At 50.1% G+C, this 19,376-nt stretch carries 14 protein-coding genes; 7 read left to right on the forward strand and 7 right to left on the reverse strand.

Annotated elements, in window-relative coordinates; all coding sequences use genetic code 11:
* Positions 1-873: 873 nt before the first annotated feature.
* Complete coding sequence (locus tag ACJJI5_RS09635; RefSeq protein WP_444896771.1) at positions 874-3,090, forward strand: M3 family metallopeptidase; 2,217 nt, start codon at positions 874-876, stop codon at positions 3,088-3,090.
* A 324-nt stretch (positions 3,091-3,414) separates the two neighbouring features.
* Here ACJJI5_RS09635 and ACJJI5_RS09640 read toward each other — a convergent pair whose 3' ends face one another.
* The 4 genes from ACJJI5_RS09640 to ACJJI5_RS09655 form a co-directional block, all read right to left on the reverse strand.
* The gene (locus tag ACJJI5_RS09640) at positions 3,415-4,047 is read right to left on the reverse strand and encodes a GyrI-like domain-containing protein (protein WP_445356120.1); all 633 of its coding nucleotides are present in this window, start codon (positions 4,045-4,047) and stop codon (positions 3,415-3,417) included.
* 238 nt (positions 4,048-4,285) lie between these two features.
* Entirely contained in the window at positions 4,286-4,747 is a 462-nt protein-coding gene (locus ACJJI5_RS09645; protein ID WP_445356121.1) for a GNAT family N-acetyltransferase, read from the reverse strand.
* 203 nt (positions 4,748-4,950) lie between these two features.
* Positions 4,951-6,603: an amidohydrolase gene (locus tag ACJJI5_RS09650; protein WP_445356122.1), complete on the reverse strand. Its 1,653-nt coding sequence runs from the start codon at positions 6,601-6,603 to the stop codon at positions 4,951-4,953.
* A 67-nt stretch (positions 6,604-6,670) separates the two neighbouring features.
* Positions 6,671-7,837: a PQQ-dependent sugar dehydrogenase gene (locus tag ACJJI5_RS09655; RefSeq protein WP_445356123.1), complete on the reverse strand. Its 1,167-nt coding sequence runs from the start codon at positions 7,835-7,837 to the stop codon at positions 6,671-6,673.
* A 122-nt stretch (positions 7,838-7,959) separates the two neighbouring features.
* On the opposite strand from ACJJI5_RS09655, the gene ACJJI5_RS09660 reads away from it, so the two are divergent.
* On the forward strand, positions 7,960-8,166 hold the full coding sequence (locus tag ACJJI5_RS09660; RefSeq protein WP_282933328.1) for a DUF2905 domain-containing protein: 207 nt from the start codon (positions 7,960-7,962) through the stop codon (positions 8,164-8,166).
* Positions 8,167-8,210: 44 nt separating this feature from the next.
* On the opposite strand, the gene ACJJI5_RS09665 is transcribed toward ACJJI5_RS09660, so the two are convergent.
* Together ACJJI5_RS09665 and ACJJI5_RS09670 are read right to left on the reverse strand one after the other, a co-directional pair.
* Positions 8,211-9,317, reverse strand: coding sequence for an L-dopachrome tautomerase-related protein (locus tag ACJJI5_RS09665; protein WP_445356124.1), 1,107 nt, complete (start codon positions 9,315-9,317; stop codon positions 8,211-8,213).
* 27 nt (positions 9,318-9,344) lie between these two features.
* Positions 9,345-10,079 carry a glycine betaine ABC transporter substrate-binding protein gene (locus ACJJI5_RS09670; protein WP_445356125.1) on the reverse strand — a complete coding sequence of 245 codons (735 nt, stop codon included), beginning with the start codon at positions 10,077-10,079 and terminating at the stop codon, positions 9,345-9,347.
* Positions 10,080-10,202: 123 nt separating this feature from the next.
* Between ACJJI5_RS09670 and ACJJI5_RS09675 the strand changes: the two genes are divergently transcribed.
* Positions 10,203-11,114 (forward strand): LysR family transcriptional regulator, encoded by a 912-nt coding sequence (locus ACJJI5_RS09675; RefSeq protein ID WP_445356126.1) that lies wholly within the window; start codon positions 10,203-10,205, stop codon positions 11,112-11,114.
* Positions 11,115-11,265: 151 nt separating this feature from the next.
* Positions 11,266-11,853, forward strand: a complete 588-nt coding sequence (locus ACJJI5_RS09680; protein WP_444896778.1) for an SRPBCC family protein — start codon at positions 11,266-11,268, stop codon at positions 11,851-11,853.
* A gap of 97 nt (positions 11,854-11,950) precedes the next feature.
* Here the strand turns inward: ACJJI5_RS09680 and ACJJI5_RS09685 are convergent, their stop codons facing one another.
* The gene (locus ACJJI5_RS09685; protein ID WP_445356127.1) at positions 11,951-14,122 is read right to left on the reverse strand and encodes a TonB-dependent hemoglobin/transferrin/lactoferrin family receptor; all 2,172 of its coding nucleotides are present in this window, start codon (positions 14,120-14,122) and stop codon (positions 11,951-11,953) included.
* A gap of 229 nt (positions 14,123-14,351) precedes the next feature.
* Between ACJJI5_RS09685 and ACJJI5_RS09690 the strand changes: the two genes are divergently transcribed.
* The 3 genes from ACJJI5_RS09690 to cobN are packed head-to-tail and all read left to right on the forward strand — an operon-like array spanning position 14,352 to position 19,179.
* On the forward strand, positions 14,352-14,882 hold the full coding sequence (locus ACJJI5_RS09690; protein WP_108732764.1) for a MotA/TolQ/ExbB proton channel family protein: 531 nt from the start codon (positions 14,352-14,354) through the stop codon (positions 14,880-14,882).
* Entirely contained in the window at positions 14,882-15,235 is a 354-nt protein-coding gene (locus ACJJI5_RS09695; protein WP_413665264.1) for a DUF2149 domain-containing protein, read from the forward strand. The genes ACJJI5_RS09690 and ACJJI5_RS09695 overlap by 1 nt, the downstream gene beginning before the upstream one ends.
* Positions 15,236-15,237: 2 nt before the next feature.
* Positions 15,238-19,179, forward strand: a complete 3,942-nt coding sequence (gene cobN, locus ACJJI5_RS09700; RefSeq protein WP_445356128.1) for a cobaltochelatase subunit CobN — start codon at positions 15,238-15,240, stop codon at positions 19,177-19,179.
* The last annotated feature ends 197 nt before the right edge of the window (positions 19,180-19,376 follow it).

Consider the following 19,376-nt stretch of genomic DNA (forward strand, 5'->3'; position numbering starts at 1 on the left):
GCTATGAATATACTGCTACAAGCTCGTAGTCGGTATCCACTCTCCATGCAGGTTTGTGTTTGCTGTTTTCTTTTTTAGATTTTATTTGGTAGCTAGTTTATCTGGAACTAGCGGTTAGCGACATCTGGCTAAGTATGCTCAAGTTTCCCGAGGATAACTGACCAACATTGTAGTAATAACTAGTGATAAGAGTGAGATAACTTAACTTTGGGGAGTATGGATTTGTTATGTGGAAACTTCCCTCTTTTATAAACTGTCAGGTGTTTCTTTAAATCAAATTATAGAATTTTTAGTTGATTCTTTTCATGAAGTTTTATTGGTGCATATAGTGCAGTTAATTCTAAGTGGGAGAGGGTTTTCCTGAGTTATTCAGGCTGACTGCAAGGGGTAAGTGTTCGCGCGTACTCGTTCTTTAGCACCAGCACCAGGCTTTGAACCTGCGAGCCATCATAAACAATTCACACTTATAGATTTTTGCGTTTAGATTCCTTTGGTTCTTGGTGAGAGGATATACGTCTGATATGAGTGGGTATGGATACAGAAATGGATTTGACTTTCATTGAGTCGCTTTTTCTTATATCTAGCGGTAAATAGGCTGTTGGCCTTGTGAGTGGGTAAGGGAGATATGACCTTGCGGTAAAGTCTGGTCACCCCTCTCTCTTGCAGCGTCTCAATTAAATCACTTTGGTCTAATGGATGCGCCACTAGCAAGGTTGGACTGGTTGGTCAGCTAAAAATGAAATCGTCGTGCATTTCTTTCACTCTGTCGCAGCTATGGCTGAGAATGGCGGTAGTATTGGCGGGCATAGGCCAACTGGGGTTAAACTCCCGCTCTTAAAACTATTACAAAGCTCTATCCTAGAGGAGATACCGATGCGTCAAACAATGATCGCACTATCCGTGGCCGCAGCTCTTGCGGTAGTGGGCGGTTGTGGTGAAAAGACACAACAGGCTGAGGTGGTCAAAGATACCGTGAATGCCGAGAAGTCCATGACAGTTAGTCCGGAGCACGCCAGCAACCTGCTATTGGCGGAGTGGACAGGTCCTTTTGGTGGTGTTCCTGCGTTTGACAAGATGAATCTTGAAGATCTCAAGCCCGCAATTGAGAAGGGTATTGAGATGAATCTGGCGGAGCTGGACGCCATCGCCGCCGATCCTGCCAAGCCTACTTTCGCCAATACTTTTGTTCCGATGGAGCGCAGTGGTGCAGAGTTGGGTCGTGCATCTTCTTATTATGGAATCTGGGCCGGCAATATGTCCTCCCCGGAATTCCGTAAGGTCCAGCGTGAACTGGCACCTCTGTGGGCTGACTACGAGTCCAAAATTTACCAGAACAAGGCCCTCTTTAAGCGCATCAAGTCTATCTATGATCAGCGTGAGTCGATGGATCTGGACGCTGAGCAGAAGCGCGTAGTCGAGTTGGTATATACCCAGTTCGCAACCAATGGCGCCACCCTGGAAGGGGAAAAGAAAGAGCGCTATGCAGAAATCAATAAGCGCTTGGCGGAGCTCTATACAAAGTTCTCCAACAATGTACTGGCTGATGAGGAAGGTTACGATATCTTCCTGACAAAAGATCAGTTGGGCGGCCTACCGGATTCCTTTGTCGCCGCAGCGGCAGCAATGGCGGAAGAGAAGGGCGAAAAAGGTAAGTACGCGATTACCAATACCCGTTCCTCCATGGATCCCTTCCTGACTTACTCTGACAATCGCGAGTTGCGTAAGCAGATTTGGACCAATTACTACAGTCGTGGTGATAATGGTGATGAGCGCGATAACAACGCCATTATCGCTGAAATCCTGAAGCTGCGCGATGAGCGTGTCGGCCTACAAGGCTTTGACAACTACGCTCAGTGGCGCTTGCGCGATCGTATGGCCAAATCACCTGAGCGTGCCATGGAGTTGATGGAAGCGGTATGGCCGGCTGCAGTTGGTCGCGTGAAGGAAGAAGTGGCTGATATGCAGGCTGTGGCTGATGCTGAAAAAGCCAATATCACTATTGAGCCCTGGGACTACCGCTACTACGCAGAAAAAGTTCGCAAGGCCAAGTACGACCTGAACTCCGATGAAGTTAAACAGTACTTGCAGCTGGATAACCTGCGTGAAGCCATGTTCTATGTGGCTGGAGAGCTGTTCAATTTTGAGTTCACTCCAGTGAAGGAAGGCTCAGTACCGGTATTCCATGAAGATGTTAAGGTCTGGGAAGTTACCGATAAGACGAGCGGCGACCATATCGGCCTCTGGTACCTGGACCCATTTGCTCGCGCGGGTAAGCGTTCTGGAGCCTGGGCAACCATGTACCGCGACCACTCCACTTTCGATGGTAAGAAGAACGTTCTCTCTTCCAACAACTCCAACTTTATCAAGGGCGCTCCCGGTGAGCCTGTACTGGTAAGCTGGGATGATGCAGAGACTTTCTTCCACGAGTTTGGCCATGCGCTGCACTTCCTTGCGTCCAACGTTACTTATCCGACCTTAAATGGCGGTGTGCGTGACTACACTGAGTTTCAGTCTCAGCTGCTGGAGCGCTGGTTGTCTACCGATGCGGTAATCGATAACTATCTGGTGCACTACAAAACTGGTGAGCCGATCCCTGCGGATCTGGTGAAAAAGATCAAGAAAGCAGCCAAGTTCAACTCAGGCTTTAGCACTACTGAGTACCTGGCATCTGCACTGGTGGATATGAAGTTCCACACTGCTGACCCTGAAGGTATCGATCCAGACAAGTTTGAGCGTGAAACTTTGAAGAAGCTGGGTATGCCGGATGAACTGGTGATGCGTCACCGCTCTCCTCATTTTGGTCATATCTTCTCCGGTGAAGGCTATGCGGCCAGCTACTACGGCTACATGTGGGCCGACGTACTGACCTCCGATGCCTCTGAGGCTTTCGCCGAGTCCAAAGGCGGCTTCTACGATAAGGAAGTAGCTGCGAGACTGGTGAAATACTTGTTCGCTCCTCGCAATGCGTTGGACCCGGCAGACGCTTACCGCTCTTTCCGTGGTCGCGATGCCAATATCGAAGCATTAATGCGTGATCGTGGCTTCCCGATCCCTGAAAAGAAAGCGAGCACGGTAGCTGTTAAGGACTAATTAGCAATAGTCCCCGTGACAAAAAAGCCGCATCCTTCGATGCGGCTTTTTTTATTGGTTTAACTTGGTCTGTGGGTATTTCAGCTGGTTTCTGATCTCACCCTCTGTGAAGTTCTTTTATTTATTTAGCCGCAGGTGCTAATTAACTTAGCTGGAAACATAAACACCTTGAATATATTCCCGGAGCATAACTTAACAAATGGCTTTCAGAATTAGAGGGCTTCTTGATAAGAGTTAGTGAATAGCTGGTACTAAAATAAGGTTTGGGATACTGGCGGAATCTGATGGCAAAAGTTGGCTGTGGAGGCGAAAATAAGCCATTGTTTAGCTAACCCGAAATCTCAATACGGTTTTCAATTTTTCCGGTGCTACTTTTCTTGTGTCTGAAAGATAAATTTCCTTGTGCACCTTGGATAGGCGATTTAAGCCCTGATCTTTAGTAAAGGCTTCCATTTTCTCAAAGCTGATAGGCTCATCCTCATATCTCCCTAAGTGGAGCATTTGTACACACTTCCCCTCTAAAATAGTCTCAAAGTTAACTTGATTCAGTAGTGGATTTGGTTTTTTGTTCTTAACGTAGTTAAGTATTTCCTTGAAAAAGGGTAGCTCGACGAAATCAGGCTGACGTATCATCAGCTTATAGATTAAATCTTCTTTTTTGATCTCCCCAGAGTAACTCTCTTTGGCCTTTTCATTGATGTCCCAAACTCCCTCTAATGGATAGACTGTAAAATCAAAGTATCCCCTCGGCTTCTCATCCGTTTTTTTGGGAAGCATCTTGATAGCATAAGCCAGGGAATATAGAGTGCCGATACAGTTTGTGAATGCCTCCTCGGCAGGGCTGCCCTCTCCATGAATAGTAATGTAATTGAGTTTAGGGATGTCGATTAATTCAGGTAGAGTTTTAGGAAGATAGAGAGTTTTTTCTTTTTTTCGCCATTCATATTTTACTGGCATAGTATTCCCTTGGTGCTCTCTAGGTCGCTTTAAGTTTACTGTTTATAAATACAGTATTCAAGATGGGTGGTTTAATGTTGATGTTTGGCAGGTAAAGTTAGATTAGGTGAAAGGAAATTTTCACTTATAGCTAAATGGCTTTACGACGACTTTGATCCCGGCGCGTTGGGTGATGATTGAGCGATGATTAATAGGTACAAGCCTGCCATTTTGGGTAGGCACTATGCCGCAGACAGTTTTATTGTCGTCTAATTGTAAGATCTAGTGAAAGTCGCAACATATCTTTGTGTTGGACCCCATCTTCAACAATGGGTTGATCATAGTTGTGTAAAAAATAATCTTTAATAACAGAGTCAACCCTGAAACCATGGCGTTGATAAAAGGTTAACTGGTAACCAAATGTGCCAGTGCCCAGCTCTATTCGGTGAATCCCTTTGGTGGTGAGCTCTGAAAGAGAGAACTTTAACAGTTTTGATCCAATCCCTTGCTGCCGCATCTCAGGAGAAACTGAGATATTGAAAATCTCAGCGATTGCGGTATCAATTTCTTTTACTACGCATATACCTTCCACAGCGCCGGCATCAATTGCGGCGAAACACCAGGATTCAGGTAAATAGCTGTCTATTTTCTTCTTAGAGGGATCTGCTTCGAGTAGAAGATACAAAGGTGCATCGCTTACGGGTATTTGGATGTATTTCATAGCGCGGTCTATTTGTTTCTATTTGAGGCGTTAACCTATGTGCGCTTTACCAATAGGGTTTTCTTGTATTCACAAAAAGTAGTATAGCAATACCGCAATACAAGGCTCTTGGTGAATTATGGGGCGGTCGTTGTTTCTGCGAATACCGATTTTCGCCGGTATTCGCGGTTTGAAGTGCGGGAAAAATGAAGGTTAGTGACTGGCTAAAGGGGTTTACGGTAGACCTGTTCTCCTTCAACCCAGGTCTCCAGAACTTGTACCTTCCAGATCTCCTGGGGAGCTATGGTAAAAATATCCTTATCCAGCAAAATAAAATCGGCGAACTTCCCGGCTTCAAGGTTGCCGATGACTTTCTCCTGATGGCTGGCATAGGCTGCATCCAGGGTAAAGGCGCGCAGGGCTTGCTCCAGGGTCATAGCTTCTTCAGTGCGCCAGCCTTTACTGGGATCTCCCTGGCGGTCGCGGCGGGTAACTGCGGCGTGTAGACCGAAAAGCGGGTTTGCAGGTTCTACAGGGAAGTCGGAACCTGCGGCGATGGGAGTGCCTTGCTCCAGCAGTGTCTGCCATGCGTAGGCGCCGATCAGGCGCTCATTCCCCAGGCGGTCGCCGGCCATGTTCTTATCGCTGGTAGCGTGAGTGGGCTGCATAGAGGCAATCAAGTTGAGCCGGGCGAAGCGCGGAATATCTTCCATCTCAATAACCTGGGCGTGCTCCACGCGATGACGATAGCCAGCCTGGCTCTCTGCCTTGTTTAGGGTTTCCAAATGGTTCAATACGATATGGTTAGCCCTGTCGCCGATTGCATGTACGTTAACCTGGAAGTTATTGTCGGTAGCCAGCTTGAGCAAAGCCAACATTTTGTCTTCCGGGTAGAGCAGCAGCCCCTTTTCCTGAGGGCGGTCGTGGTAGGGCTCCAGCAGGGCAGCGCCTCGGCTTCCCAAGGCGCCATCGGCGGAAAGTTTGATACTGCGCATATACAGCCGGTCCGAAGGCTCCCCAATATGCCCCGCCTGAAGTAACTGGGCATAGTTGTGGCTATCTACTGAAAGCATGGGGTAAATATGCAACGGGATGGCTTTCTTATTTGCCAGGTCTCGGTAGGCGTTGAGGGTCTGTTCGCTGATACCAGCATCATGCACACTGGTTAATCCCAGGGAGAGAGCGGTGGTAAATGCATTTTGTAGACTCTTTTTCTCCTGGGCTAAAGTAGGTGCGGGTATCGCCTTGTACATCAGGCTCATGGCGTTATCGATCAGGATGCCTGTCGGGTTGCCGTTTTCATCCCGTAGAATCTCACCGCCATCGGGTGATTGGGTTTCCTTGTCGATCCCCGCTAACTCCAGGGCCCTGGAATTGGCCCAACCTGCGTGGCCATCGACCCTGCGCAACCAAATTGGCTGCTCTATTTCCAATTTATCCAGTTGTTTACGGGTTGGGAAAGCTTTGCTGGGCCAGGTAACCTGGTTCCAGCCACGGCCGGATAGCCATTCGTCAGGCCCCAGGTCCCGGGCGTATTTCTTGATGGCTGAGAGTGCTTGTGCAAGGGAGTGATTGCGTAAGTCCAATTCCCCGGTGAGTTGGCCCAGGCCCAGCATATGGCCGTGGGCATCAATTAGGCCTGGAAGTAGGGTTTTACCCTGCGCATCAATTCTATCGGCTGTAGGAAATTGCTTTTCCAGCTGTTGATAGCTTCCAGTTGCCAGTACCTTGCCTTGATCAAAGGCTAAAGCATCGAACGTGAGTAGTTGATCATCAGTAGTTTGGTAGCCGGAAACATTGTGAATCAGAGTGGTGGACTGAACACACAGTGAGGTGGCCATAAGTAGAGTGGCGGTAAGGGGGCGGAAAAAACGCATAGATAGCTTGCCTTATAGGGCGAACTTTGAACCTCGCCCCAACTAGTCGAATATCTTGAAGTTCGAGTTATTGTTTTGCTGGATCTATGCGCAGTAAACGGCCTTTGGGGCCATCGGTCAATATGTAAAGACTGCCATCCTGGCCAACTTCTGCGTCGCGTACGCGCTCCCCAATAGGTATCCTTAGCTCGCCAATGGCAGCGCCATCTTTTATCTGAATGATCCTTAAATCTTCGCTAACTAACCCGGCGGAAATAAGCCGTCCTTTCCATTCGGGGAAGGCATTGCCGGTGTAGAAGGCCAGTCCTCCAGGGGCATGGGTATCGAGCCAGGCTAGTGCGGGCGAGGTAAATTCTGGATCCTCGATTTTGAAGGCTATATTGGAGCCATCCCGGTAGTCCCGACCAAAAGTGACCCTTGGCCAGCCATAGTTACTGCCAGCTTTGAGGCGGTTCAATTCATCGCCTCCAGCGGGGCCGTGTTCGGAGGACCAGATCTCTCCACTTTGTTGATCGATCACCAATCCTTGGGGGTTGCGGTGGCCAAAGCTCCAGATTTGCGGCAGGGCATCTGCTTGGTTTTTGAAAGGGTTGTCGTCGGGAATTGAACCATCCCCATTAATACGAATAATGGAGCCGAAGTGGGTTTGTAGGTTTTGGGCCTGTTCCCGGGCAAAAATATCGAGGAATTCTTGTGGGGGATTACCGCCATCGCCAATAGTAGCCAACAACGTTTTATCAGGTAGGAAGGCGAGCCGCGAACCGAAGTGTGCGCCGTTATTTTTACCCTGCGCGGACTTGAATATCTCTTCAAAATTTTCCAACTTGCCGTTATTCCACTTAGCCCGACCAATGGCAAGTCGGTTGCTGTCCATATTGCCAATGGCATAACTGAAGTAGAGCATCTGGTCTTGAGGGAAGGTGGGGCTCACAGCGATATCAAGCAAGCCCCCTTGGCCAAGAAACAATATTTCTGCTGGAAACTCGATAGGGTTCGCTAATAATTTTCCATCTTTTACAATTCTGAGTTGTCCGCTGCGCTGGGTGATAAGAAAACTTCCATCAGGCAGGCTGGTTATACCCCAAGGGTATTCAAGTGGGCCGGCGACTGAAGTAAGGGTAACCTCTTCGGCGAGCGGAATAGTGCCTCGGGAAATCAAAGGATTATTCTGGCTATTGGCAGCAGTGCTAAAAAAGATGCAGATTGTGACAACTACACTAAGGAGGTATTTCACCACATGGCCTCTATCGATTTGTCTCGGGATTGAGCATAGATAGAGTAGTCACTGGGGAATGTCCAGGCAGTGCGCCAGGGTAACTGTCAGGGCGTTAAATCACTCTGTAGGGAGGTGAATGGATGTCCCGCTGGTTGATTATCGCAGGAATAATTTTAGTGTTGGTTGGGGTGCTATTGCACTTTTCCCCAGGGTTATTCAGCTGGTTCGGGCGCTTGCCGGGAGATATTCGTGTGGAGTCGGGGCGCACCCGTTTTTACTTTCCAATTGTATCGATGATTATCGTTAGTTTGGTATTGAGTTTACTGGTGAATTTATTTCGACGTTAATAAAAAACCGCCAGGGCAACTATCTCCTGGCGGTGAGAGGGAGTTTATGGAGTGTAGCGGAAGCGCATCAGCTTGTAGGGTGGCTTGGCATTACCAAGGCCAGAACTGAAAGCAGGGTGCTGGTGAAGTTGATCCTGGGTGATATATACCCAGCCATTGCTAATGGCGAGGCTGTCAGGCCAAGAGAGTTGTTTGTCCTGTAATAGGATTTGGTAATTGCCCTGGGTGGTCAGTCCAATGGCGTTATTCTGCAGGTCGGTAACCAGCACGCCACCTCCAGGTGCCATAGCAATGCCATCGCTGGGGTTTTTGGGGCCAAACTCTTCAATTTGTGTGGTTAGTTTGCTCTCGGAAATATCGGCGTCCGCCAACTGCGCCACAGGAAGACGGAAGATTTTATCGCCGCTGAGGCTGCCAAAGTAGAGCCATTCAGACTTGTCGTCCAGGGCAATGGGATTGAGACCAAAGTGCAGGCTTTTATTCGTATCACCCTCAGTTTTAGCCGCTAGCAAAACTCCGCCGATAATGAGATCCTGCTTTTGGGGCATAAATTCATTAGCGCTTTCCAGTACGCGCCGGGAGTGACCGGTTTTCAGGTCGACGACAATAATTGCCGGTTTGGTCGCGCCGTTAAAATTACCGAAAGACATATCGGCGATGTAGATTTTTTGGCGCTTTTCATCCAGGGAAAAATCCTGCGGAAATGAATTTTCCACTAATGCGGACTTGGAGATTTCAATCTGTTGGTGCAGTTTATTATTGACGCTGTCCCAGGCGACAAGTTGGACGGGTGTATTTTCACCGCCCATATCCAAGATCCAGACGATGCCTTTGCTATCAGAGTGAATGCCAATTACTGATCCAAAGCCCACTTCACCCTGTTCAGGCCCATCCGCCCAATCTCGATTGGGAAAGGGTTGCTTGGAGCCGTTGGCCATTACCTCGAGTACTTTTAGTTTTGGCGCATCCAGTGGGTGCATGCTGACCAGTACCCGACCATTGGGGGTGACAGTGACACCGGCAGCGCGGGATTCGCTGAATTCAGTGACTGTTTGCAGGGACTCCGCTTTAGCTGCGTGAGTGACGCTGGTGGCTAAGCTGCCAACACCTGCAAGAGCCAGTGCGGCAAATAGTATTTTCGGGGACTTCATTGCGACTTCCTTAAATTTTACGGTGTTTTAGTTTTTGGCTTGTTTGCGCAGCGCATCTTCCAAGGCGCTGAGCTTTTTGTTGCCGATATAAAGCTGGGACAGCGCAGCCAGGGCGGCGCTGCCAATTTTCTGTTTGGCATCTTTGCGGACGATGAGCGTTGCTTCATCTTGAGTGCCGAGAAGGCCTTTGGGCTCTTTTAGTGCGCGGATGGTGTAGCGGTTGTGAAGAAATTGTGGGTGCCACAAGGGGATCACTACCCAGCGCTCCTGCGCTACGGCGTCTTCAAAACTGTTGAAGCAGTCCGCTTCTATTCCCGGTCGGAATTCGTAACCTGCCTTATCGAGGCCATAGGCCTGGATCATTTCAGCGGAAAAGCGGCTAATACCCGCACCGGGGTTGATTCCCTGGATCAGGCGATCCATACGGGTGAGGGCTGGTTCGCTGAGTAGGTCATCAACGCTGGCAATTGCTTTTTCGGGCACATAATCCGGCACACCCCAGATACAGTGGGGCTCATACAGCACGGTCACTTTTTCGACCTGGTCCAGTATGGGGTTCAGATAGACCTCGTGGCTGGAAGGCAGCCAGGCCGAAGTTAGAAGGTCGATTTCCCCGTTTTTTAGCAACTCGAAGGCCGCTTCATGGGGGGCGGACTTGAAGCTGGTTTGGTGGCCGTGAGCCTCAAGAGCCTTGGCGACTTCCCGGGCGCTGGCCTCGTGGAAAGAGAGCGCAATGTGTCCGATGCGAATACTGTTATCCATACCGAAACTCCCTAGTGTAAGTTTGTGACTGTGCAGTATTTACTGCGATAGGGGTATTGTGGTTGCTTTGATTTACCGGATAAACTGCTATTAATAGAAATCAATATTCGGTATTTCCGATCAATGCTGATAGATAATCTCAAGTTGTTCCTGCAAATTGTTGATAAAGGTAGTCTGGTCGCTGCAGCGCGGGACTCGGGCCTATCTTCCAGCAGGGTTTCCGAGCGTCTTGCGGCATTGGAGTCGCACTTCGGTGTGGTGTTACTGAATCGAACAACCCGGGCAATTAGCCTGACAGAGGAAGGGCGCACCTTGATTGAGGGTGCTAAACAGATTCTGGGTGAAGTGGATGACCTTGAAAGCCGTATTCGATCAGGAGCGCAGACCCTGTCAGGTGGCATTCGCGTAAGTGCCCCCTGCGACTTGGGGCGGGCGATTGTGGCCCCGGAAATTGACCGCTTCTTACTGGATCACCCGGCTATTTCTATTGAATTGCTGTTGTCGGATGGTTATGTGGACATTGTCGGTCAGGGTATTGATATTGCCTTGCGTTTCGGTGCAATCACCGACAGTTCACTTCGGGTCAGGACCCTGAGTCAAAAGCAGCGCATCCTCTGCGCTTCTCCCAGCTATTTACAAGAGCGCGGCACTCCACAAAGGCCCGAGGACCTGAAGGGTCACAACTGTCTGGTAATGCGTTTCGGTGAAAACCTGGATAGCCACTGGCGCTTTCTCGACGGCCGCGATGGATCGGGGAGTGAGCAAACTGTGGTGGTACGCGGCGACCGGGTGACCAATGACGGGGAACTGGCTCGCCAGTGGTGCCTGAAGGGAAGTGGCATTATTTTAAAATCAGAACTGGATGTAGGGCCGGATATCCAGGCGGGCAGGCTGGTTCGCCTGTTAGAAGAGTACACTCCACCGCCGGTACCGCTTCAAATGTTGTTCCCTCCAAGCCGGGCCCAGCCGCGCCGGGTGACGGTATTTGCAGACCGATTGGCCATGAAATTTATATCCACTTCTGCGAGGATTTAATCGCCCCTCTCAAGTTGATTGTTATCTTTATTTATTTTGAATTCAGGCCGTAAAGCTATGGCATTTTTTATTCTTCTATAATTAGGCTTGTAACTTTCTAGTTCATTTATATCAGTGCCGGTATTAAGTTTTTTAGTGGTGGAGGCAGTTGATGATACTAGATATCATATATGCGGTAATTATTCTGTATGTGTTGATTTGCCTGGTGCTGTATTTTAAAGACAAGTCCTACTTCTACAAAAATGCGGCCATTATACAAGCCCCACCCGAAGCCTTGTTTGATTATGTGGTAGACCTACGAAATTGGGAAAGCAAATATCCGAACACTTTATTTGCGGAATACAATCTGGGGGGCGATAAGTCCACTGTAGGTAGCGTAGCGATCGAAAAATATTGGGGGATTACTGGCTACCACGTAATGAAGCATCAATTAATAAATTATGAGCGGCCCAATAAGATTTCCTGGGAGGGGAAGACGATTTACGGTGGTGCGCTGGTTCTATTATTTTTACCAATTACTAAACACATCACCGGCCATTTTAGTTACACCATTACCGAAATGAAGGGTGGGGCAAGTCACTGGGAGAGACAGTGTTATTTCAAAATGCACTCTGCGAACCCAATTTATCAGCTAGTGTACTTGCTTTATATGCCGCTGTTCAGGCTTGAACTGTTAAAGGCATTGCGACTATACCAGGCGGAAGTGAAAGAAATGATGGAGAAGATTTACACGGATTAATTGTATTTTTTTGACGCCGCAAAATAAAAAAAGGCCGCATGGGAGTACGGCCATCAAGGGACTTATTTGCGAGATAGGAGAGTGTAAAACTCGTTAATTAAAAATCGTATCTGATTGACGCAGAGAAAGTACGTCCCGGCGCCGCATTGACAGAAAGATCGCTACCTTCATCCCAGCCTGCGACATTCAGGTAGGGAACGTAGTATTTATCCATCAGGTTGTTAACCGCCAAGTTCACAGACATGGAGTCCATTACCTGATAACCCAGGGTCCAGTCTACAGTGCCATAACCGGCAGTTTCAGTAGCGCCGTCGTTCACTTTTTCCATACGGTCTGCCCAGCGCACCAGTATCTGGCTGGAGAGTTTGGCTCCGCTGTAGCTTGCACCGACAACGCCAGAAAGTGGGCTGATGCTGGTTAGGTATTCACCGGTGGTGTCGTTTTCGCCGCGCTGGTAGCTGGCATTTGCAAACAACTCGATTGTTGGAGACAGGTACCAGCTGGCGCTCGCCTCTATACCTTTGATGGTGACAGATTCGATGTTCTGGTACTGGTACTGTTCAAATACATGGGAGAAACTGCCGTCATCACCATTTACAAACTCTTGGTGAATTAAAGTGGTTTCCAGGAAATCATCGTATTCGGTATAAAACGCTGCAGTACTAAAAGCTACCGGGCCCAGGTGCCCGCGCAGGCCGAGTTCGAAGGTGTCACTGGTTTCTGGTGACAGATCGTCGGCGGGCAGAACCTCGTAGATGTACTCGGAAGTAGGTTGCAGGTAGTGCTCGATATAAGCTAAATCGTAGGCTGGCACTTTAAAGCCCTGTCCATATTGGGCAAAGGCGGACAGTTTCGGATTGATTCGGTACAGCGCGCCCAGGTTGAAGGAAACATTGCTTTCTTCAATGGAGGCAAATGGAGTGTCATCAGACTTCAATGCACCGTTGGGGTCCATCTCGTACCAGTCGTAACGCAGGCCCGGGGTAACGGTCAGCTGGCCATTGGCGAATGACATTTCGTCATTGATAAACAGGCCGGCGCGCGCCACTTCGTTTTCTGGGAATTTCTCGGTGGTGGAGTCCAGGGTGGAGCTACCCGCAACTTCACGGTATTGGTGAACGGTACGCTCGCTCTCGGTTTGCTCCAGGTCCAGGCCGTAACCCAGGGTGTGGGTCTCATTCAGGGTTTTGCTGGCGTTGGACAGCAGGCCGATAGTGTCCTGGCGGTAGAGGCCGGTTTCCCACATATCGCGGATTTCGATCACACCGAACATGGGGGCGTTGATGTCCAGTTGGCCGTACTGCTCGTCTTCCTGTTCAGACTTGTTGTTGTACAAGCTGATATTTACCTGATCGTAAATCGCAGTTGGGGTCTCGCTGTGGTAGCGGAGCTGGTATGCAGTGGTCTCTTTGTCGGAAACAGATTGTTCAGCGACGATGTTGTAGCCGTAGTCGGCCAGTCCGCGGAAGTAATACAGCAGGCCATCGGCACTGTCACCGACAGTTTCCTGGTTCCAGTGGTCGATGCTGAAGCTGATAAAGTCTTCGCCACCCAGGTTGTATTTACCTTTGTACAGGATGCTCTTCGATTCAATCTCGAAGGGGTCCTGGGTTTCGTCGTAGTTCTGCTGTTCTTCACCATCGCGGAAGGTGGTGTGCAGCAGTTGCTCAAAATTGCCGGTGCGCAGGGCAAGGGTAGGGGAAACATTGTGCTGGCTGGTGATGCCGTTGTAGCCGGTCTTGATAGATCCGCCAAACTGCTCGCCATCTTCCAGGTAGTCGGAAGCATCTTTGGTGGTGAATACTACGATACCGGCAAGGGCGTCTGAACCGTACAGGGAGGAGGCTGCGCCTTTGGCAACTTCAACCTGCTTTAGGGTGTCCACTTCAATAAAGCCGCGACCAATAATGTCGTTTTGGCCATTGGCGCCATAACCCTCGTTCACCCGCATACCGTCTTTGATAATCAGTACACGGTCACCGCCCATGCCGCGCACCAGAATATTCTGCGCGCCGCCAGCCTCACCGGTTACTTCAACACCGGGCTCGTATTGGAACAGCTGGTTCATGTCATTGAGCTGAAGCTGCTCAATTTCTTCATTGGTCACCACGGAAACGCTGCCCGCAACGTCTTTCAGGGGTTTTTCTGCGCGCCCGCTGACGACGATCAGCTCAAGTTCATTGCTGGACGGAGAGGTCGGGGTCTCTGCGTACAGGTTTGAGGCGGAGGCTAGGCCCAAAATGGCTGCTGCTAGTGGGCGACGTTTCATGGTGAATTCCTTGATGTCGTTGATTCGGTCTGCTCTTTAAGGGTCTCTGGTTGCCCTTTCGCTTGGTCTTGTCGACCAGTTCGGAGCGAGATTATATGGATACTTATTAAAATGTAAAGCTAAATGCGAATCACTATCAATTAGATTAGATTTGACCTTGTCGGCTTCTTTGGGTAGTTTCCGCCCAAATTTGTGAACAGCATCAATTTCCGGGCTTGGGAGGCTTGCGGTGAATATTCAATCAGTTGAGACCTTAATGGCGGATGTGGCCGACCTGTTTATGGCCCCAGTATTACTGGCGATCCTGGTTCTTTTTATCTATTCGCTTTATGCCGCTGGGCGCTTTATTTCACTGTGGATGCTTCGCCGTAAAAATGCCGGAGCCTATCGGTTGGCATTGAAGCAAGGTCGGGTTGAGCGCCTGCCGGGCTACCAGGTGCACAACTTTTACGTGAATAACCCTTTGGCATGTGACGACGAATTGGAAGTTTTTGCGTTGAGAAAACTGGAACTTCTTCGCATGGCTACCCGGATCGCGCCCATGTTGGGTTTGATTGCCACCATGATTCCCATGGGGCCGGCACTTCGCGCCCTGGCCGATGGCAATATCCAGGGAATTAGTGAAAACCTGATTATTGCTTTCGCCGCTGTGATCTGGGGCTTGGTAATCTCCACGATTACCTTCTGGCCCGCCTCAGTGAAAAAACGCTGGTTTGCCTCTGAGCTGATCAATATCCGCAAGCTGAAGGAGGCCGACTGATGCGCTTCCTCGACGAAGATGAAGAACTGAATCCTATTCTGAGTGCGGTGAACCTGATCGATGTGTTTCTGGTCATTATCGCCGCGTTGCTGATTGCCATTGCGCAAAATCCCTTGAACGTTTTTTCCAATGAAAAGGTCACGGTGATTAAAAATGCCGGTGAACCCAATATGGAAGTGATCGTCAAGGACGGTAAGGAAATCAAACAATACAAATCCACCGGGGAAATTGGCTCAGGGGAGGGCACCCGTGCGGGAGTGGCTTACCAGATGGCCGATGGCAGCCTGGTTTATGTACCGGAAGGGGAAGGTAAAGATGCTCCCGCCGGTGAAAAAGCTTCGGGGGGGAATTAGTGGTGCGTAATAAACTGTGGGCACGTTTTATGTGCCTGTTGATGAGCTTGGCTTTTGCAACCTTTGCCCAGGCCAGCGATAAACCCAAAGTACTCTTGATGATGTCGAGCCACACGGCCAAGGCAAAAGGTACATTGCTGACTGATCTCTCTGCAGACCAACCCTTTGAGCTGGAGATCTTTAACAGCAAAGGTAAGAGCGATGAGGAAATTGACCTGGCCTGGTCTTCCGCTGAACTGATAATGCTGGATGGCATCAACCCGGCGCTTTCTGCTTTTATGTTTGGCAAGTTCCAGCCAATGCTGGCCAAGCATCCGCAAGTTCCGGTGATTTCCCTGGGGGATGCAGATAATAAGTCCATGAACCAGGGGTTGGCAGAGTCCGAGCATCGGGCGATAGCCGCTTATTTTAATAATGCGGGCCGCAAAAACTACCGGCATATGATGCAGTTTTTGTCGGCAGAGGTATTTGACCTTTCCAGTGGCTCAGTACCGGAACCGATAATTGTACCCAAGGTGGGTTTTTATCATCCCCGCCTGGAGCAGCTTGTCACCGATAAAGAGGAGTTTTTCTTTGACTGGTTAAAGCCCGCTGAGCAGCAGCCAGTGATTGCCGTGGCTATCCATCGCTCCGTGGTGGATTACGAGCAGCAGCAGGTTGTCGACACCCTGTTGAATGGTCTTGAGGCTAAAGGTGCCAAGGCTTTCGCCTTCTTCTTTGAAGGCGAAGACTTGCCGCTTTCCTATCCAGAATTATTGCAAACCGAAAGCGGCAATACCCGTGTTGACTTGATGATTAATTACCGCTCCCTGCACTATGTCAGCAAGCGCCGCGCTGAATTTGAGAAGTTGGGAGTGCCGGTTATTCATGCACTCAATTACACCGAGGGCAGCGAAGAAGAATATTTTGCTGATAACAGCGGTGTATCTCCATCCCTGACTCCATTCTTCCTGGTAATGCCTGAAGATACTGGCAGTATCGATCCGGTGATTATCGCTGCTAATAAAGACGGCAATAAAGTAGTGATGGATGTACAGATGCAGGCCTTGATAGAGCGCGCCTGGAATCACGCCTCCCTCGCTTATCAAAGCAACACCAATAAAAAGGTGGCAACGTTTATTTGGAACTACCCGCCCGGGGAAAAAAATATCGGTGCGGCTTTCCTGGATGTACCCAGCTCGATTGAGTCGATTGCCCAGGCAATGCGCGAAAGAGGCTATGAGGTACATATCAGGGATTCAAAAACCCTTATCGATTGGGCCGGGCAGTTGTTGCGCCCCTATTATCGTCGCGAAGACAGCGTAGCCTTGATCGATAAAGGGCTGGCTGATTGGATGCCGCTGTCCACCTATCAAGCCTGGTTTGACCAACTGCCTGCAACTGTGCGGGATCCTATTGTAGAGCGTTGGGGCAAGCCGGAAGACAATGCCATGTTGGCCGAACATAACGGCGAGCCTGCATTTGTTATTCCCCGGATGACCCTCGGCAATTTGATTGTGTTGCCGCAAGGCGTTCGCGCGGACAATGCCAAGGATCACTCTTCCCTCTACCACGATATGAAAACCCCGGTGAACCACGCCTACCTGGCGGTTTACCTCTATGCGCGGGAAACCTTTGGTGCCGATGCCTATATTCACCTGGGAACCCATGGCTCCCAGGAGTGGCTCAGTGGCAAAGAGCGGGGTCTGTCGGTTTACGATGCACCCAGTTTGGCCCTGGGAAATATCCCGGTGTTCTACCCCTACATTATCGATAACGTGGGAGAGGCCATGCAGGCCAAGCGCCGTGGCCGTGCCACCATGATCAGCCACTTGACCCCAGGCTTCGCGAAAGCGGGCTTGTATGCGGAAGTGGCTGAGTTGTCAGAGTTAATTGGCAATTACCTGGTATTGTCTGAGGGGCAGACCCGGGCCAATACACAAGAGCGTATTATCAGTCTGGCCGAAGAGCTCAATATGCTCAAGGATCTGGAAATCAGTGCTGAAGCCTTAAGTGCGGATTTTGATGGCCAACTGAGCCGCTTGCAGGATCACTTGGGTCAATTGGCAGAGATGAGCCAGCCGCTGGGCATCCATCGTTTTGGTCAGCTGCCCAAAACCGAACACCTCACCAGCACCATGCTGCAAATGTTGGGTGAAGGGTTTATCACCGCAGCGGATGAATTTGAGGCGGAGCACGGGTTGCGTTTGCTGGAAGAGCAAACCCGGGACGAACGCAATGTTGTGGCTTTGGAAGCGCAGGCGGGGTTCCAGTTACTGGATACCTTCCTGGAGGGCGGTGAGCTGGAGCAGGTTCCTGAGCCGTTGCAGGCCCAGTTGGATCAGGCTCGGGAATACTCCGATAACTTTGCCAAAATTGCCGAGCTGGAAAACCTGATGTCGGCACTCGATGGTAACTACATTCCTGTAAGCCATGGGGGTGACCCGATTCGCAACCCACAGGCGGTGCCCACCGGCCGTAACCTGATTGGCTTTAACCCGGCTAAGGTGCCGTCGAAGGAAGCCTATGAAGCTGGTGTACAGCTGATGGACCAGACCATTGCTGACTACCATGCAAAGCACGGCCGCTTCCCGGACAAGTTGGCATTCTCCCTGTGGTCCCTTGAAACCATGCGCCACCAGGGTGCCCTGGAAGCCCAGATCCTGCACGCCCTGGGCCTAAAACCAAAGTGGAACCAGCAGGGCAATGTTATCGGTACAGAAGTTATTCCCTATTCGGAATTAAAGCGCCCGCGTATTGATGTCGTAATCTCTGCGACAGGCCTTTATCGGGATGCTTTCCCCAACGTGATGCTGTGGTTGGCAGAAGCCATTGATAAAGTGGCGCAGATGAAAGAAGACAATAACTTTGTCTACCGCCACAGCCAGGCATTGCAACAGCAGCTGCTGGAAGACGGCAACAGTGAAGAGGATGCTCGCTATTTGTCATCGGTGCGTATCTTCTCCAATGAAAGCGGCAACTATGGAACGGGCCTTGCCGCCGCCAGTCTGGCCTCTGACAGTTGGGAGGGGGATGACAAGCTCGCTGACCTCTATATGCGCCGTATGGGCTTTGCCTATGGTAAAGATGAATCCCGCTGGAGCGAGGATCAGCGCAGTGTTGAGCTGTACGGCAAAGTGCTGTCTGGCACTGATGGGGTGATTTTTTCCCGCTCCACCAACCTCTACGCCATGATGACCAATGACGATCCCTTCCAATACTTTGGCGGTATCGGTCTGGCGGTTCGCAATCTGGATGGCGCCACGCCGGAAATGTATGTTTCCAATTTGCGTCGCAAAGATAACGTAAAAGCGCAAACCCTTGCGGAGTTCGTCAACCAGGAAATGCGCAGCCGTTACTTCCACCCCCGCTGGATTGAGGCGATGCAGGATTCCGGCTACGCAGGCGCTACCGCTATCCTGGATCGCGTCAACAATATGTGGGGCTGGGAAGTAATGACCCCGGAAACCATTCGCGACGACCAGTGGCAGGAAATGTTTGAAGTCTACGTGGATGACAAATATGAAATGGACATGCGCGAATTCTTCGAAGAGCACAATGCCGAGGCCCTGGCCCAGATGTTGGAGCGAATGCTGGAAGCGGTGCGCAAGGGATATTGGGATGCGAAGCCTGAAACCCTGGAGAAAATGGTAGAGACCTACACCGAGCTGGCAAATCAGTTTGATGTGGCTACCGACAATGACAAGTTCAAGGAATTCGTCAATCAGCAGGCACTAGGGTTCGGTCTCGCGGCCCTGGCCAATGCCCAGGCATTGGATAACCCTCAAGTTAGCAGCGCCAATGCTGCGCAACAGGTCAGTGGCCAGAAGCTGGAGCAGGTTGCTGAGCCGACTCCCAGTGATAAGCCGGAAAAGCTGATATGGCTACTGTTGATGGCTATTGTGTTGGCTGGCTTTGTCAGCGGTTTCTTTGATCATAAGTGGGTGCGAACCAAGCCCGCTTAATGCCCTTCTTTAACGGCACCCGATCTGCTTAAGGCCGGGTGCCGTTAACCTCGCTCTATTTTACCCCTTTCGTGTAAATAATCTTAAAGCTGCCTCGGCTACAGGGTTAAGAATTGTTGACCCCAGCAACTATTACTCTCTTACTGTGTTAGCTTTCTATATAGAAGGTGAAAAGTGCATTTTGATTACTTTGTAAA

This window comes from Microbulbifer maximicatervae (SeqCode), assembly GCF_052467955.1.

Bases quoted from the DNA above. Each gene is read 5' to 3' on its own strand.
- ACJJI5_RS09635 (WP_444896771.1), top strand. From the start codon at position 874: ATGCGTCAAACAATGATCGCACTATCCGTGGCCGCAGCTCTTGCGGTA.
- ACJJI5_RS09640 (WP_445356120.1), bottom strand. From the start codon at position 4,047: ATGCCAGTAAAATATGAATGGCGAAAAAAAGAAAAAACTCTCTATCTT.
- ACJJI5_RS09645 (WP_445356121.1), bottom strand. From the start codon at position 4,747: ATGAAATACATCCAAATACCCGTAAGCGATGCACCTTTGTATCTTCTA.
- ACJJI5_RS09650 (WP_445356122.1), bottom strand. From the start codon at position 6,603: ATGCGTTTTTTCCGCCCCCTTACCGCCACTCTACTTATGGCCACCTCA.
- ACJJI5_RS09660 (WP_282933328.1), top strand. From the start codon at position 7,960: ATGTCCCGCTGGTTGATTATCGCAGGAATAATTTTAGTGTTGGTTGGG.
- ACJJI5_RS09665 (WP_445356124.1), bottom strand. From the start codon at position 9,317: ATGAAGTCCCCGAAAATACTATTTGCCGCACTGGCTCTTGCAGGTGTT.
- ACJJI5_RS09670 (WP_445356125.1), bottom strand. From the start codon at position 10,079: ATGGATAACAGTATTCGCATCGGACACATTGCGCTCTCTTTCCACGAG.
- ACJJI5_RS09675 (WP_445356126.1), top strand. From the start codon at position 10,203: ATGCTGATAGATAATCTCAAGTTGTTCCTGCAAATTGTTGATAAAGGT.
- ACJJI5_RS09680 (WP_444896778.1), top strand. From the start codon at position 11,266: ATGATACTAGATATCATATATGCGGTAATTATTCTGTATGTGTTGATT.
- ACJJI5_RS09685 (WP_445356127.1), bottom strand. From the start codon at position 14,122: ATGAAACGTCGCCCACTAGCAGCAGCCATTTTGGGCCTAGCCTCCGCC.
- ACJJI5_RS09695 (WP_413665264.1), top strand. From the start codon at position 14,882: ATGCGCTTCCTCGACGAAGATGAAGAACTGAATCCTATTCTGAGTGCG.